This window comes from Corticimicrobacter populi (assembly GCF_003123725.1).
GTDB lineage: Bacteria > Pseudomonadota > Gammaproteobacteria > Burkholderiales > Burkholderiaceae_B > Corticimicrobacter > Corticimicrobacter populi.
On the sequence record NZ_QETA01000002.1, the window covers coordinates 539475 to 555334 of the forward strand.

12 protein-coding genes are annotated in these 15860 nt (G+C 62.0%); 10 read left to right on the forward strand and 2 right to left on the reverse strand.

All coding sequences use genetic code 11. From position 1 onward, the window contains the following. The first annotated feature begins 4 nt into the window (after nucleotides 1-4). On the forward strand, nucleotides 5-1228 hold the full coding sequence (locus tag DD235_RS07815; RefSeq protein WP_109061466.1) for an MFS transporter: 1224 nt from the start codon (nucleotides 5-7) through the stop codon (nucleotides 1226-1228). 1 nt (nucleotide 1229) lies between these two features. On the opposite strand, the gene DD235_RS07820 is transcribed toward DD235_RS07815, so the two are convergent. Next, nucleotides 1230-1670, reverse strand: coding sequence for a universal stress protein (locus DD235_RS07820; RefSeq protein ID WP_162300441.1), 441 nt, complete (start codon nucleotides 1668-1670; stop codon nucleotides 1230-1232). A 184-nt stretch (nucleotides 1671-1854) separates the two neighbouring features. Here DD235_RS07820 and DD235_RS07825 point away from each other — a divergent pair, with 184 nt between their 5' ends. From DD235_RS07825 to DD235_RS07865, 9 genes are all read left to right on the forward strand, one after another. Next, the gene (locus tag DD235_RS07825) at nucleotides 1855-2526 is read left to right on the forward strand and encodes a TetR/AcrR family transcriptional regulator (protein ID WP_109061468.1); all 672 of its coding nucleotides are present in this window, start codon (nucleotides 1855-1857) and stop codon (nucleotides 2524-2526) included. Between the two features lie 33 nt (nucleotides 2527-2559). Continuing rightward, nucleotides 2560-4899: an acyl-CoA dehydrogenase gene (locus DD235_RS07830; protein WP_109061469.1), complete on the forward strand. Its 2340-nt coding sequence runs from the start codon at nucleotides 2560-2562 to the stop codon at nucleotides 4897-4899. Continuing rightward, nucleotides 4896-6227, forward strand: coding sequence for an acetyl-CoA C-acetyltransferase (locus DD235_RS07835; RefSeq protein WP_109061470.1), 1332 nt, complete (start codon nucleotides 4896-4898; stop codon nucleotides 6225-6227). Before DD235_RS07830 ends, DD235_RS07835 begins: the two co-directional genes overlap by 4 nt. Continuing rightward, nucleotides 6224-8212 (forward strand): 3-hydroxyacyl-CoA dehydrogenase NAD-binding domain-containing protein, encoded by a 1989-nt coding sequence (locus tag DD235_RS07840; protein WP_239990076.1) that lies wholly within the window; start codon nucleotides 6224-6226, stop codon nucleotides 8210-8212. The genes DD235_RS07835 and DD235_RS07840 overlap by 4 nt, the downstream gene beginning before the upstream one ends. An 84-nt stretch (nucleotides 8213-8296) precedes the next feature. Further along, entirely contained in the window at nucleotides 8297-9571 is a 1275-nt protein-coding gene (locus DD235_RS07845) for an OmpP1/FadL family transporter (RefSeq protein ID WP_109061471.1), read from the forward strand. Between the two features lie 15 nt (nucleotides 9572-9586). After that, on the forward strand, nucleotides 9587-11983 hold the full coding sequence (locus DD235_RS07850) for a 3-hydroxyacyl-CoA dehydrogenase/enoyl-CoA hydratase family protein (RefSeq protein WP_109061472.1): 2397 nt from the start codon (nucleotides 9587-9589) through the stop codon (nucleotides 11981-11983). Nucleotides 11984-11996: 13 nt separating this feature from the next. Then, the gene (locus DD235_RS07855; RefSeq protein ID WP_109061473.1) at nucleotides 11997-13199 is read left to right on the forward strand and encodes an acetyl-CoA C-acyltransferase; all 1203 of its coding nucleotides are present in this window, start codon (nucleotides 11997-11999) and stop codon (nucleotides 13197-13199) included. Nucleotides 13200-13203: 4 nt separating this feature from the next. Then, nucleotides 13204-13740, forward strand: coding sequence for a PaaI family thioesterase (locus tag DD235_RS07860; protein ID WP_109061474.1), 537 nt, complete (start codon nucleotides 13204-13206; stop codon nucleotides 13738-13740). Nucleotides 13741-13811: 71 nt separating this feature from the next. After that, complete coding sequence (locus tag DD235_RS07865) at nucleotides 13812-15464, forward strand: AMP-binding protein (protein ID WP_109061541.1); 1653 nt, start codon at nucleotides 13812-13814, stop codon at nucleotides 15462-15464. 203 nt (nucleotides 15465-15667) lie between these two features. Here the strand turns inward: DD235_RS07865 and DD235_RS16920 are convergent. Continuing rightward, nucleotides 15668-15860: hypothetical protein (locus tag DD235_RS16920; protein ID WP_204524212.1), on the reverse strand; the 193-nt coding region annotated here is incomplete at its 5' end.

Consider the following 15860-nt stretch of genomic DNA (forward strand, 5'->3'; position numbering starts at 1 on the left):
TGCCATGAACCAGGCTGTTTCTCCCGACGCCCAGCGCCGTCGGGTGCGTACCACCATTTTCCTCAGCATCTGCTTTTCCGGGCTGGCCATGACGGTCATCCTGCCCATCCTGGCACCATTGATCCGCGAGTTGGGCCTGAGCGAGAGTCAGGGGGGCTGGATGGTCAGTATCGGTTCAGTCGTGATGGCGCTGATCGGTGTGTTCTGGGGGCGACGCAGCGACCGGCTCGGCCGCAAGTCGGTCATCCTGGCGGGATTCCTGGGCCTGTTCCTTTCTTATGCAATTTTCACGACTGTGGTCTGGCTGGGGTTCAGTGGTGCCCTGGTCGGCGTGGGTCTGTTTGCTGCCCTGCTGGTGGCTCGGGCTCTGGTGGGTGCATTTCTGCCGGCGGTGCCATCGGCGTCCCAGGCTTATATGGCCGATGTCACCACGCCGCAGGAACGTAGCTCCGGCATGGCGCTGATCAGTGCCGCCAATGGTGTCGGCATGGTGGTCGGGCCTGCGCTGGCAGGCATACTGGCCATGTTCGGGCTGATCTGGCCATTGTTGCTGGTGGTGATCTTGCCGCTGCTGGCCTTTTTCGTGATCGGCCGGGTATTGCCGGATGCGCCAGTGCGGCAGGCGGGGCTTGTCCAGAAGATCAGTCCGTTCGATCCGGATGTGCGAGGCTGGTTGCTCATCGGCCTCATGACCATGACCACCATCGTCACCCTGCAGATCAGTGCTGGCTTCTATTTCCAGGATCAACTGGGGCTGACGGGCACGCAGACGGCCCGCATGCTGGCGACTTCGCTGACCCTGGTCGGCGTGACGCTGATGGTGACCCAGTTTGTCCAGATTCGCTATCTCAAGTGGCAGTCCCGTTGCATGGCGCTGACCGGTTCACCCCTGGTTGCGGCAGGCTTGTTGGTCATGCTGCTGACGCAGAGCGAAGCGGCCTACTATGCGGCCTATGTGCTGATCGGGATGGGGGCCGGCATGCTGTTCCCTGGCTATATGTCGGGTGCATCGCTCAGTGTCGGCCCGGCACGACAGGGGGCCGTTGCTGGCCTGATCGCCTCGACCCAGGGGATGGGCGCGATCATCGCACCGCTGGGCAGTACGCTGTTGTACGAACAGAATCGCTACATGCCATTTGCCGTGCTGGTAGGACTGATGGCGGTTGCTTGGCTGGCTGCGTGGTGGGTGAAAGCGCCGGCACGACCTGTCGCACCGGCGCAGAACTGAATTATTTGATCAGCATGACCGGGATATCCACACTGTGGATGACCTGGGTCGCCATCGAACCGAGCAACAGGTTGCCCAGGCCACCCATGCCGCGCGTGCCCATTACTACTGTGTCGCAGCCGTTTTCCTTGATGATCCGGTTGACCTCATGCACGGTGTCGGGGCTGACGCTGGCGTGCGTCGTGCACTCGAGGCCCGCCGCCCGCAGTTGAACGGCTGCCTCTTCGGCGATTTCGGCAGCATGTTCACGCGCATCGTCGCGCAGTTGCTGGAGCACGTCGATCAGGATCGAGGTACGGCCGCGCCCGTACATGCGCGGTTCAGGCTGCACGTTCAGGATGTGGACCGTGAAACTGGAGTGTTCCTTGGCAAAATTGGTCAGGTACTCCAGCGCGCGCTTGGCGGGCTCGGAACCATCGTAGGGCAGCAATACGATTTTCATAGTCACCTTCATGTCGTTGTTGTGATTTGCAAGCATTCATTATGACATTGCGATACGGTCGATTGTTGACTTCTCTCAAGTGATGGCCGCTATGCATTCGCCACGATCAGGGTAAACCATCATGGTTGCAGGCACGATGCCCGTCCATAATTCAAACAAACGTTTGAATAGAAGGTGGCGCGACATGTCGACAGTCATCGAGGAGACAACCCCGCAGGCGGCATCCACACCCGATGCCATCCTGCAGGCCGCAGAAACGCTGTTCGCCCGCCAGGGGCACGAGGCCACGTCCATGCGACAGATCACGACGCTGGCTGGCGTCAACCTGGCAGCGGTCAACTATCACTTCGGCTCCAAGGAGGGGCTGGTGCAGGCTGTGCTCAGGCGCCGTCTGGCTGCCCTGAATCAGGAGCGGCTGCGCTTGCTCGAAAATCTGGAACGCCAGGCCGAGGCCAGCGGGCAGGCGGTCAAGCCCTCCCAGATTGTCGATGCTTTCTTTGGCACACTGATTCGCATGGCACGCCAGGATCGGGCCGGAATCTGGCCTTTGTTGGAGCGCTCCATGACGGAGCCGACTGCATTCATACGGACCCTGTTCGCGCAAGAGTCGGCTGATGTCCTGGAGCGCTACAAACAGGCGTTCCACAAGGCACTGCCAGGCGTGCCGCAGGATGAGATCGTCTGGCGTTTTCAGTTCATGCTGGGGGCTTCGTCGTTTGCGCTGACCGGTACCGAAGAACTGCGTGCGGTCATGGGGTGGCAGTCGAATGCCGACGACCCGGCCGAAGATGAGCGGCAACTGCTGCCACGCCTCATGCGGTTCTTGCTCGGAGGGCTGCGGGCACCCTTGCAGTAACCCTCATTCTAATAACAGGCAGGAGACGGAATCATGCAAGTCATTGGATGGATCGTGTTGTTGCTGGTCGTGGTGGGGGCGGTCGTACTGGGTATCCCGGCGATTCGCAAGTCGTTGCTGAGCCGGCCGTTGCTGGGCAAGTTCCGGCGCATCCTGCCGCAGATGTCCGATACCGAGCGTGATGCGCTGGAGGCGGGCACGGTCTGGTGGGAAGGTGAGTTGTTCCGGGGGCGTCCCGACTGGGACAAGCTGCTGGCGTTTCCCAAGCCGCAACTGACACAGGAAGAACGCGCCTTCATGGACCTTCAGGTCGAGCAGGCCTGCGCCCTGGTCGATGACTGGGAGATCACGCACCGGACCGGCGACCTGCCACCCGAAGCCTGGGCCTACATCAAGAAAGAAGGCTTCCTGGGCATGATCATTCCCAAGTCTTTCGGTGGGCTGGGTTTTTCCGCCTATGCGCACTCGGAGGTCATGACCAAGCTGTCGACGCGTTCGTCGGCGCTGGCCGTGACGGTCATGGTGCCGAACTCCCTGGGGCCAGCCGAATTGCTGCTGCACTATGGGACCGATGACCAGAAAAACCACTATCTGCCCCGGCTGGCGAACGGCGATGAAATTCCGGCCTTCGCGCTGACCAGCCCCTGGGCGGGCTCGGATGCGGCCGCCATACCCGACTATGGCGTCGTATGCCGTGGAGAATGGCAGGGGCGCGAAGTGCTGGGCATGCGCGTGACCTGGGACAAGCGCTACATCACGCTGGCACCGGTCTGCACGCTGCTCGGACTGGCGTTCAGGCTGTACGACCCGGAGGGCCTGCTGGGCAATCAGAAGGATATCGGCATTACCTGCGCCCTGGTGCCGTCCGATCACCCTGGCGTGGAAACCGGCCGCCGTCATTTTCCGCTCAATGCCATGTTCATGAATGGGCCCACACGTGGGCACGATGTCTTCATGCCGCTGGATTTCATTATTGGCGGACCCAAAATGGCCGGCCAGGGCTGGCGTATGCTGATGGAGTGTCTGGCGGCCGGGCGATCCATATCACTGCCGTCTTCCAATGCGGGCATGGCACGCATGACGGCGCGTGCCGTCGGCGGCTATGCGCGTGTACGCAGCCAGTTCGGCGTGCCGGTCGGACGTTTCGAGGGCGTCGAGGAGGCCTTGGCCCGCATCGGTGGCCACGCCTATGTGGCAGAGGCCGCCCGTACCATGACGGCGGGTGCAGTGGATCTTGGGGAAAAACCTTCGGTGGCCTCCGGCATCGTCAAGTACCACGTGACCGAGCGTGCCCGCCTGGTGGTCAATGATGGCATGGACGTGATCGGTGGCAAGGGGATCTGCCTGGGGCCATCCAATTTCCTGGGGCGTGCCTATCAGCAGATTCCCATCGGTATCACGGTGGAGGGGGCCAATATCTTGACCCGCAGCCTGATCATTTTTGGCCAGGGGGCGACACGTTGTCATCCGTATGTGCTGGCTGAAATGCAGGCAGTGCGCGAACCTTCGCCCCAAAAGGCACTGCACGATTTCGATGCCGCTTTCTGGGGCCATGTCCGCTTCGTGATCAGTAACGTATTGCGGGCAGGCTGGCATGGGCTGACCGCCGGACGCTGGGCCGCACAACCGAGCAATGCGGATGCGGCGACTGGACACTATTATCGGCAACTGAGTCGGGTGTCGAGTGCGTTTGCCCTGCTGTCGGACATGTCCATGCTGATCCTGGGTGGCAGTCTCAAGCGCCGTGAAAGCCTGTCGGCCCGGCTGGGTGATGTCCTGTCGCAGATGTACCTGGCCAGTGCGGCACTCAAGCGCTATGAGGACGAAGGACGCCAGGGTGATGATCTGCCCTTGCTGCACTGGGCGGTGCAGGATGCGCTGTTTCGGGCACAGACAGCCATGGATGGCCTGCTGCGCAATTTTCCCAACAGGCTGGCAGCGGTTGTCCTGCGTCGATGGGTCTTTTTCTGGGGATTGCCGTTTGCTGTGCCCGATGATCGGCTGGGGCAGAAAATTGCCCGTCTGCTGACCGAGCCGGGGCCGGCGCGTGACAGACTGACCCGTGACTGCTATCTGCCGGCTACGGCGGATGAGCCCGTCGGTGCCATCGAAATGGCCCTGGCTGCTACGCTGGCTGCCGAAGAGGCGCAGGCCAAGCTGCGCCAGATCGACAAAAGCGGACTGCTGGCGGGCAACCCCCTGGCGAATGTGCGCGATATGACCGAAGCCGCCCATGCGGCAGGTGCGCTGACGGATGACGAATATGCAGTGCTGCGGCGGCGTGATACCCTCAGGGATACCGTGGTCCGGGTCGATGACTTTCCGTTCGATGTGTTGTCGACTGACAGCACGCCTCCAGGAGGCCAGGCATGAGTACTCAGCCAGTCTATGTCGTGGATGGCGCACGTTCGCCCTTTCTCAAGGTCCGGACGGGCCCGGGGCCGTTCTCCGCCGCCGATCTGGCCGTGCAGGCCGGGCGCGAATTGTTGCTGCGACAGTCGTTTTCAGCGGAAGATCTTGACGAGGTCATTGTCGGTTGTGCCGCGCCATCGCCCGACGAGATCAATATAGGCAGGGTCATTGCCCTGCGTCTGGGTTGCGGGCCCAAAGTCCCGGGCTGGACGGTCATGCGCAACTGCGCCTCCGGGATGCAGGCGCTCGATTCTGCCATGACCAATATTCAGGCCGGACGTGCCGACCTTGTCCTGGCAGGTGGCGTCGATGCGCTGTCACATGCGCCGCTGCTGTTTTCCGAAGACATGACGCGTTGGCTGGCACACTGGATGGCAGCCCGCTCCACCGGACAGAGGCTGCGTCAACTGGGGCGTTTTCGTCCCGCATTTCTCAAGCCGGTGATTGGCCTGCTCAAGGGGCTTACCGATCCGGTCGTTGGACTGTCGATGGGGCAGACGGCCGAAAACCTGGCCATGCAGTTCGGCATCAGCCGCGCAAGCATGGATGCCTATGCCGAGCGCAGCCACCAGCGCGCGCAGGCGGCCAGGTCGGCGGGTGAGTTTGCCGCCGAGCTTGCTCCGCTGATCGACCGGCAGGGCCAGTGCTACCTGGAAGACGATGGCATCCGAACCGATTCGACCCTGGAGCGACTGGGACGGCTCAAGCCGGTATTCGACCGCGTGGGCGGCAGTATTACAGCAGGCAACAGTTCACAGGTGACCGATGGAGCCGCCATGCTGTTGCTGGCTTCCGAGCACGCCGTTGCCCGCTGGGGGCTGCAGCCGCTGGGCCGTATCGTTGATCGGCAATGGGCAGGTCTCGATCCTGCCAGCATGGGTTTGGGACCCGTGCATGCCGCCACCCCTATACTGCAGCGCCAGCAGTTGGGGCTGGACGGGCCGGATCTGTGGGAAATCAATGAGGCGTTTGCTGCCCAGGTGCTGGGGTGTCTGGCTGCCTGGCAGGACGAGCACTACTGTCAGGCACAGCTCGGCACACCGGCATGGGGCACTCTGGACCAGGGTCGGCTCAATGTCGATGGCGGCGCGATTGCGCTGGGCCATCCGGTCGGCGCATCGGGGGCGCGCATCGTGTTGCACCTGTTGCATGCTTTGAAGGCCCGTGGACTCAAGCTGGGCATGGCCTCGATCTGCATTGGTGGGGGACAGGGCGGTGCCATGCTGGTCGAGGCGCTGGGCGACGATCCGGTCGGGCCGGCACAACTGGTCGAACAGGAGGCGGCATGATGGCGACAGTACAGACATTGCCTGCGGCGGCGGCTGGCGGCTGGCGGAACTGGCGGATCGACCGTGACGGGCAGGGCCTTGCCTGGCTGACCCTGGACCGGGCCGGCAGTGCCGTCAATGCATTGTCGGCCGATGTCATGGCCGAGCTTGCAGCCGTCCTGGACAGCCTGGACCAGGCACCGCCTGCCGGGCTCATCATTCGTTCGGGCAAGGACACCGGTTTCATCGTCGGCGCGGATATCGATGAGTTTGCCGATCTGGGTGAAGGCACTGCGGCGCAGGCGCTGGTGGCGCGTGGCTGGAAGCTTTTCGAGCGGCTGGCGGCGGTGCCCTATCCGACACTGGCATTGATCCAGGGACACTGCCTGGGCGGTGGGCTGGAGTTGGCCCTGGCGTGCCGCTATCGGCTGGCCGTGGAGGATGCCAGTGCTGCGCTGGGACTGCCTGAGGTCATGCTGGGTATTTTTCCGGGCTGGGGCGGTATCAAGCGGTTGCCCCGGGTGGTTGGCGTTCAGGCGGCGCTCGACATGATGCTGACCGGTCGTCGCATCGATCCACGCCGGGCGGCACGGCTGGGACTGGTCGATGCCTGCGTGCCGCTGCGAGTACGCGATGCAGCGGCAAGGCAATGGGTGTTGTCGGGCAAGCGGGTGCGCAAGGTCAGCGGCTGGCGTGCCTGGATGAATGCCTGGCCGCTGAAGCGGCTGGTACGTTGGCAGGCGGCGCGGCAACTCGACAGCAAAGACCCGCTTGGACACTATCCTGCGCCCCGTGCCATCCTGGCCCTGTGGGCCGAGCATGATGGCAATGCCCTGCAGGCTCCGGATCTGGTTGAGTCCATCCTGTCGTCGGACACGGCCCGCAACTTGTTGCGGGTCTATCGGCTGCAGGAGCGGCTCAAGAGCCAGGGCAAACCGAACGGGATGCGAGCTGTTCGCCACGTGCATGTGGTGGGGGCCGGCGTGATGGGGGGCGATATCGCAGCCTGGTGTGCGCTTCAGGGGCTGAGCGTCACGCTGCAGGACCAGAATGTCGAGCGCATTGCACCGGCGCTGGCACGGGCGGGCAAGTTATATACGCGCCGTCTGAAGGACCGCAGGCGGATTCAGGCAGCCCTCGACAGACTGATTCCTGATGTAGACGGGCATGGCGTGGCGCGTGCCGATCTGGTGATCGAGGCCATCAGTGAAAACCTGGAGGCCAAGCAGGCACTCTATCGGCAGGTCGAAGCAAGGATGCGGCCCGATGCATTGCTGGCGACCAATACGTCCAGCCTGTCGCTCGAGACGCTGCGCACCGTGCTGCAACGTCCCCAGCGATTGATCGGGATCCATTTCTTCAACCCGGTGGCCCGCATGCCGCTGGTCGAAGTCGTGGGGGCGCGTGATGGCGATGCCGAGCACCAGGCTGCGGTGGCAAGAGCCTGCGGGTTCGTCGGGCAAATCGGAAAACTGCCTTTGCCTGTAAACAGCGCGCCGGGTTTCCTCGTCAATGCGGCCCTGGCTCCCTACATGCTGGCTGCCATGCGCCATGTGGATGCAGGTATCAGTCCAGCCGCTGTCGATGCTGCGATGACCGATTTTGGCATGCCGATGGGACCGATCGAACTGGCCGATACCGTCGGTCTCGATGTTGCGCTTGCGGCAGGGCGTCAATTGGCACCCGATGCCGAGCCGCCCCGTTGCCTGTTGCAACGGATCGAGCGGGGACACCTGGGACGCAAGAACGAACGTGGTTTCTACGTCTGGCGCGATGGCAAGGTCGTCAAGGATGCCGGGCACATGCCGCGCGTTGCCGGGGCCGGGAATGATCCAGCTTTGCTGGCGGCCGGCTTGGCCCGTGTGCTGGCCGACCAGGTCCGGCTGCAGCTTGAGGTGGGCGTGGTCGAGGATGCCGATCTGGCTGATGCCGGCATGATTTTCGGAACGGGCTACGCACCTTTCACGGGTGGGCCCCTGCATCACCATAACAGGCTGTCGTCATGAGATAGAGATCGTTGTTCAACAAAGCCGGATCACCGGCGGCAAGGCCATCCCGCAGAGGGGGCCAATTACACCAGGAGACATGCAATGAAAACACGCTTACTGACAGGACGCGTACTTTCTCTGGCGCTACTGGGCGGATTCTCCGCTGCCGGGTACGGTGCGGGGTTCCAACTGCTCGAGCAGAATGCCAGCGGCCTGGGCAATGCCTACGCCGGGTCGGCGGTCAATGCCGAGAATGCCAGCATCATCTATTTCAATCCGGCTGGCATGACCTATTTGCCTGGGTTAAACGTATCGGGCGGTGTCACGGCCATCAAGCCGTCTTTCAAATTTCGCAATGATGACCGCAGTACGGTACCGCTGGGGGCGGTTGGGCCCAATGGCGGAGATGCCGGCAGTTGGGGCGTCGTGCCCAATGCCTATTTGTCCTGGCAGATCAACCCGCAATGGTTCGCCGGGGTCGGGATCGGCGCACCGTTTGGCCTGATGACCGAATACGACGACAACTGGGCGGGGCGCTTCCATTCGCGCAAGTTCGACATCCGGACCATCAATATCAATCCGTCCGTAGCCTACAAGGCCAATGATCAGTGGTCGTTCGGGTTCGGCGTCAATTGGCAGCGCATCGATGCCGAATACAAGCTGGCGCAAGTCCTGCCGGTCGCGCCTGGTGTCTTCATGCCCGGTGATGCGCGGGTCAAGATGCATGGCGATGCCTGGGGCTGGAATGCCGGGGTCATCTTCCAGCCGACCGAGGCGACCCGCATTGGCCTGTCGTATAGGTCCAAGATCAAGCATTCGGCCAAGGGCGATACAGATATCGATCTCAATGGCACTACGGTCCGCAGCGGTCAGGCCCGCGCAGACGTCGATCTGCCCGATACCTTCGTGCTGAGCGCCATGCATCAGTTGAATTCGCGCTGGACCCTGCTGGGTGATGTGTCGTGGACCGGCTGGAGCAGCATTCCCAAGCTGGATATCCACAGCGGCGGCAATATCAACGCGACCAGCTCCCTGGATCTGCGTTTCCGGGATACCTGGCGAGCCGCCATCGGGGCCAACTACCGCGTCGACGAGCGCTGGACCTGGAAAGTCGGTGTTGCCATCGACCAGTCGCCGATCCGCAGTGCGGAGTATCGCCCCACGTCCCTGCCTGACAACAATCGGCTGTGGCTGTCGACTGGCGTGCAGTATCGCCATGGGGCCAATACCACCATCGATCTTGGCTATACCTACCTGCATCTCAAGGATACGCCCATCAACAACGACAATGGCGAACCTGCGCGCCGGGGGCTGGTTTCTGGCGAATACAAGAGCAGCGGGCACATCATTGGCCTGCAGGTATCCAGCCGGTTCTGATAAAAGGAGAGTCGCTTGAGCAAACTGCAAATCAAACGTGCCGCCGTTCTGGGGGCAGGCGTGATGGGCGCGCAGATCGCTGCGCATTTGGCCAATGCCGGTGTGCCGGTGCTGCTGTATGACCTGGCTGCCAGGGAGGGCGATCCCAACGGGATCGTTCTCAAGGCGCTGGCTGGACTGCGCAAGCTCGAGCCGGCTCCCCTGGCCAGTCCGGCCAGTCTGGACTGGATCACGCCGGCCAATTATGACCAGCATCTGGAGCAACTGGGCGGGTGCGACCTTGTCATCGAAGCCATTGCCGAACGGCTGGACTGGAAAACCGAGCTGTACCATCGTGTGGCACCGCATATCGGCGACCAGGCCATTCTGGCCTCCAATACATCCGGCCTGTCGGTGGGCGTGCTGGCACAGGCATTGCCCGAGAAATTGCGGTCGCGTTTTTGCGGCGTGCATTTCTTCAACCCACCGCGCTACATGAAGCTGGTCGAACTGGTCGCGCCACCGGAGACCCGCCCCGACGTGCTGGATGACCTGGAGTCATGGCTGACCAGCCATCTGGGCAAAGGCGTGATCCGGGCGCTGGATACGCCCAATTTCATTGCCAACCGTGTCGGTGTGTTTTCCATGCTGGCCGCGATGCATCACACGGTCAGGCTCGGGCTGGGCTTTGACGAGGTCGATGCTTTGACCGGTCCGCTGATCGGGCGTCCCAAGAGCGCGACCTATCGCACGGCCGATGTGGTGGGACTGGATACGCTGGCGCATGTGATCGATACGCTGCGCGACGGTGCGACCGATGACCCGTGGCACGCATTTTTCGAGGTGCCTGGCTGGTTGCAGCAACTGATCGACCAGGGAGCCCTGGGCCAGAAGACCCGGCGCGGTGTCTATCGCAAAGAGGGGCGCGATATTCTCGTGCTTGATCTGAAGCAGGGCGAGTACCGTGCCTCGACGGGACAGGTGGCCGATGAGGTGGCCAGCATCCTGAAGCAGAAGGATCCGGCTGCCCGGTTGCGGGATCTACGTGCCAGCACCCATCCTCAGGCGCAGTTCCTGTGGTCGGTGCTGCGCGATACGTTCCACTATAGTGCCTACCATCTGGCAGGGATTGCGGATAATGCGCGTGACCTCGATCTGGCCATGCGCTGGGGGTTCGGCTGGTCACTGGGACCGCTCGAAACCTGGCAGGCTGCCGGTTGGCAAGCCGTGGCCCAGGCCATTCGCGAGGACATCGACCATAAGGCAAGCATGGCCACCGTGCCTTTGCCTGATTGGGCTGTCGAGTCCGACCGACGTGGCGTGCATGTGCCGCAAGGGTCTTATGCGCCCCGCGATGGGCGTCTCGTCGCACCCTCATCGTTGCCCGTTTATACCCGCCAGGTGTTTCCGGAACGTGTGCTGGGGGGGCAGGATGTCGTGTCACCAGGGCAGGATATCTTCTGGGAAAACGAAGGGGTTCGACTGTGGCGCCTGCCGGATATCGATGCCGGTGTCGCGATTCTGTCCTTCAAGTCCAAGATGCACACGATTGGCGACGAGGTGCTCGAAGGCGTACTGCATGCCGTGGCCCAGGCCGAGCGCGACAGCGATGCACTGGTGCTGTGGCACGAGGCACCGTTTGCCGTTGGAGCCAACCTCAAACAGGTGTCAGAAGCCGTGGCAGCCGGCGAGTTCGAGCGCCTGGAGCAGACGGTGGCTCGCTTTCAGCAGGCTTCGCTGGCGCTGCACTATGCCCAGGTGCCGGTGGTGGCTGCCGCGCAGGGCATGGCGCTGGGCGGCGGTTGCGAATTTCTCATGCATGCCAGTGCGCGGGTCCTGGCGCTGGAAAGCTATGTGGGACTGGTGGAGGCTGGGGTTGGTCTGATTCCGGCGGGGGGCGGCAGCAAGGCGTTCGCGGTGAGGGCAGCACGACTGGCCGCACAGACCGAGACGCCGGCAGAAGTCTTCCCCTATCTGCAGCCGGCCTTTCGCAATATCGCCATGGCACAAGTGTCCAAGAGCGCCTGGCTGGCGATCGAGGCCGGTTTTGGGCAACCATCGGATACGGTGGTCTTCCATCCCGATGAGCTGTTGTGGACGGCGTTGCGACGTGCCCGCGCGATGGCGGATGTGGGGCATCGAGTGCCGGCGCACCCGCGTGACATCCCGGTTGCCGGGCGCAGCGGTATTGCCAATTTCGACATGCTGCTGGTCAACATGCGCGAAGGCGGCATGATCAGCCCGCATGATTATCGGGTGGCTCATGCGGCTGCCGTGGCGCTGTGTGGTGGCGATGTCGATACCGGTAGCCGAGTGGACGAGGCGTGGCTGCTGGCGGTCGAGCGGCGCGAATTCATGGCGCTGTTGCGCACGCCTGAAACCCAGGCTCGCATCCGCCATACGCTGGACACCGGCAAACCGTTGCGCAACTGATCGAGGAGCATTCATGAATATGCAGAAACAGGATGCCTATATCGTGGCCGCAACGCGGCTGCCGGTGGGCAAGCGTGGTGGCATGTATGGCCGGACCCGGCCGGATGACCTGCTGGCGGCCGCACTGCAGGCTGTGCTGGCCCAGGTGCCTGGGCTGGATGCTGGCCGGATTGGCGATGTCATTGCCGGATGCGCCATGCCGGAGGCCGAGCAAGGCATGAACATGGCCCGCATGGGCCTGCTGCTGGCTGGCTTGCCGCAGCAGGTCCCTGGATTGACCATCAACCGCTTTTGCGCCTCCGGCCTGCAGGCCGTGGCCGATGCAGCCAGTCGTATCCGGCTGGGCGAGGCGGATGTGATGATTGCGGCAGGTGCCGAGTCGATGAGCGTCATGTCGCAGATGATGGGCAACAAGATTTCCATGAACCCGGCGATCTTCGACAGGGAAGATCATCTGGGGATGGCTTTCGGCATGGGGCTGACCGCCGAAAAGGTCGCCCAGCGCTGGAAGGTGTCCCGGGAGGATCAGGATGCTTTCGCCCTGGAGTCGCATCGTCGGGCCGTGGCGGCACAGCAGGCAGGCTACTTCGGGCAGGAAATCACGCCTTTCGAGATCGTGGTGCATGAGCCGGGCAACGTTGCTGACGGTACGCCAAAGATCACGCGTCGTACTGCTGCGCAGGATGAAGGTCCGCGAGCGGATTCCAGCATCGAGGCACTGGCGCGCCTGCGTACGGTATTCGCGGCACGCGGTACGGTCACGGCAGGCAATAGCTCGCAGATGTCGGATGGGGCGGCGGCGATCGTATTGATGTCAGAGCGCATGATCAAGGAGCTGAATGTCCAGCCCCTGGCACGTTTTGCCGGCTACGCCGTGGCCGGCGTGCCACCTGAAATCATGGGCATCGGACCCGTCGAGGCCATTCCGCGCGCCCTGCAGCAGGCCGGCATCGGACAGGCGCAACTGGACTGGATCGAGCTGAACGAGGCTTTCGCGGCGCAGGCATTGGCGGTGATCCGGGAGCTGGGTCTGGATCCGGCCAGGGTCAATCCCCTGGGGGGGGCGATTGCCCTGGGCCATCCGCTGGGGGCCACGGGTGCCATCCGGACGGCCACGCTGACCCATGGCCTGCGGCGTACCAGCGGCAAGTACGGCATGGTCACGATGTGCATTGGCACCGGTATGGGGGCTGCCGGCGTGTTCGAGGCGCTTTGAGGTCATGGTAAAGCTGGAGTGGCTGCATCGTTTGCCCTATCGCTGGCGCGGTCGGGCATTGCGACTGGGCTTCAATCTACACCCTGGGTTTCGGGGCATGGGCGGCAAGGTCATTCGCGTCGAGTCCGACTTTTCGTCCATGCGGGTGCGCCTGCCCTGGCATTGGCGTACCCGCAATGCCCTGGGGGCGATCTACGGTGGGTCGTTGTTCGGTGTCACCGATGGGCCGCATCCGTTGTTGCTGATGTTGCGACTGGGGCGGGACGTAATCATATGGGACAAGCAGGCCTCGATCCGCTTCCGCCGTCCCGCCTACCAGGCGTTGTATGCCGAGTTTGCGGTGCGCGACAGCGAAGTCGAGGACATTCGCAGCGCACTGGATCGGGATCAGGAGACCACGCGTACCTATAGCGTGGATCTCATTGATGGGCAGGGTGCGGTGTATGCAACGGTCGAGCGCACGCTGTACATCGCAACGCGCACGCACTATGCACGCAAAAAGCGAGAAAAGGAAACGATGGACGACAGGCAGTCGCAGTAAGTATATATATAGTGACACCATAACAAGGACATCCTCACGGAATGGATCCGCCGGCAGGCAAAGGAGACAATATGGACAAGATCTGGCTTGAGCATTATCCGGAAGGCGTGCCGGCTGAAGTGGATACCGGGCAATACACGTCTCTCGTACATCTGTTCGAAGAAAGCTGCCGGCGCTATGCAGACCAGGTAGCCTATGTATCGCTCGGCAAGGAACTGACCTATGCCGAACTGGATCGGCAAAGCCGTGCCTTTGCCGGCTGGCTGCAGAGCCAGGGATTGGGGCGCGGTGATGCCGTTGCCCTGATGATGCCGAACCTGCTTCAGTATCCGGTCTGCCTGTTCGGCATCCTGCGGGCCGGTTGCGTCATGGTCAATTGCAATCCGCTCTATAAACCACGTGAACTCGAATACCAACTGGTCGATTCTCAGGCCAAGGTCGTCGTCATTGCTGAAAACTTCGCCAGTGTGCTTGACCAGGTCAAGGATCGACGTTACCTCAAACACATTGTGGTAACGGCCGTGGGCGATATGCTGGGCGGGCTGAAGCGACCGCTGGTCAATTTCGTCGTGCGCCATATCAAGAAAGGCGTGCCGGCCTGGAAATTGCCCGGCCATGTCCAGCTCGATGCTGCGATGCAGGCAGGTGCACGACATCACTTCGCGCAACCGGAACTGGGGCACGAGGATCTGGCTTTCCTCCAATACACGGGGGGGACGACCGGGGTGGCCAAAAGCGCCATGTTGTCACATGGCAATCTGATCGCCAATGTCTGCCAGGCATATGCCTGGATCCGTCCCGTGGTGCGGGAAGGCAAGGAGTGCATCGTTACCGCGTTGCCGCTCTATCATATCTTCGCACTGACGGCCAACTGCCTCGTCTTCATGAAGCTGGGGGCCCGCAATATCCTGGTGACGGATGCTCGGGATATTCCTGGTCTCATCAAGCTCATGCGTCATGCCGGCATGACGGCGTTCACGGGTGTCAATACGCTCTTCAATGCATTGCTCAATCACCCCCAGTTCACCAGTCTGGATTTTTCCAGCCTGCGCCTGACGCTGGGCGGTGGCATGGCGGTCCAGCGGGTCGTGGCCGAACGCTGGAAAGAAGTGACCGGTACACCGCTGGTGCAGGCCTATGGCCTGACCGAAACCTCACCTGCCGTGACCATCAATCCCATGGATGGTCACCATATTGATGGCTCCATCGGGCTGCCACTGCCTTCGACCGATCTGTCGATCCGCAATGATGATGGCCAGGAGGTCGCACAAGGCGAGGCGGGCGAAATTTGCGTGCACGGCCCGCAGGTCACGGCCGGTTATTGGCAGCGCCCGGAAGAAACCGCGCTGGCCTTCTGGCCGGATGGCTATCTGCGCACGGGCGATATCGGCTATATAGATGAGCAGGGTTTCGTATTCCTGGTGGATCGGAAAAAAGACATCATCCTGGTGTCCGGCTTCAATGTCTATCCCAACGAAATCGAAGACGTGGTGGCTACGCATCCCGGTGTTCGCGAAGTTGCCGCAGTGGGTGTGCCGGACGAACGTTCCGGCGAAGCCGTCAAACTGTTCGTGATCCGCAAGGATCCCTCCCTGACCGCCGAAACATTGATCGCCTATTGTCGCCAACAACTGACGGGCTACAAGGTCCCGCGTCATGTCGAGTTCCGTGAAGACCTGCCGCGTACCAATGTGGGCAAGATCATGCGTCGCAATCTTCGGTGACCCTATTGTTCTGTTGTTGAGATTCCGCCAAATCCGTAGACAGTTCAGTGCCTCACGCGGCAGCGCGTTCAAACCGCCTCCGGACTGATGCCGCCAAGGGCATGTGGCGGATGGTTGCATGAGTGGATCAGAAAATATCATGTTGGCTGTAATCAGTTTGACATGATGGAAATGGTGGTGCTATAGTTCCGCTCCTTCGCAGTTCAGACGAACCAGACCTTGAGGCAAACGCCCAGGTGGTAGTTGGGGATGTGAAGGGATTTGGCAGGTTTGTTTTGAGGTTTGAAATAAATATGCCGGATGCGGTACCTGAAGAGTGAAAAGGTGTTATAGTTTCGCTCCTCGAGTTTGAGGGTGATCCGGGAAAACCCGGAAGGGGCTAAGAAATTGGTTCCG

Coding starts and splice junctions, on each gene's coding strand:
- DD235_RS07815 (WP_109061466.1), top strand. CDS start 5: ATGAACCAGGCTGTTTCTCCCGACGCCCAGCGCCGTCGGGTGCGTACC.
- DD235_RS07820 (WP_162300441.1), bottom strand. CDS start 1,670: ATGAAAATCGTATTGCTGCCCTACGATGGTTCCGAGCCCGCCAAGCGC.
- DD235_RS07825 (WP_109061468.1), top strand. CDS start 1,855: ATGTCGACAGTCATCGAGGAGACAACCCCGCAGGCGGCATCCACACCC.
- DD235_RS07830 (WP_109061469.1), top strand. CDS start 2,560: ATGCAAGTCATTGGATGGATCGTGTTGTTGCTGGTCGTGGTGGGGGCG.
- DD235_RS07835 (WP_109061470.1), top strand. CDS start 4,896: ATGAGTACTCAGCCAGTCTATGTCGTGGATGGCGCACGTTCGCCCTTT.
- DD235_RS07840 (WP_239990076.1), top strand. CDS start 6,224: ATGATGGCGACAGTACAGACATTGCCTGCGGCGGCGGCTGGCGGCTGG.
- DD235_RS07845 (WP_109061471.1), top strand. CDS start 8,297: ATGAAAACACGCTTACTGACAGGACGCGTACTTTCTCTGGCGCTACTG.
- DD235_RS07855 (WP_109061473.1), top strand. CDS start 11,997: ATGAATATGCAGAAACAGGATGCCTATATCGTGGCCGCAACGCGGCTG.
- DD235_RS07860 (WP_109061474.1), top strand. CDS start 13,204: ATGGTAAAGCTGGAGTGGCTGCATCGTTTGCCCTATCGCTGGCGCGGT.
- DD235_RS07865 (WP_109061541.1), top strand. CDS start 13,812: ATGGACAAGATCTGGCTTGAGCATTATCCGGAAGGCGTGCCGGCTGAA.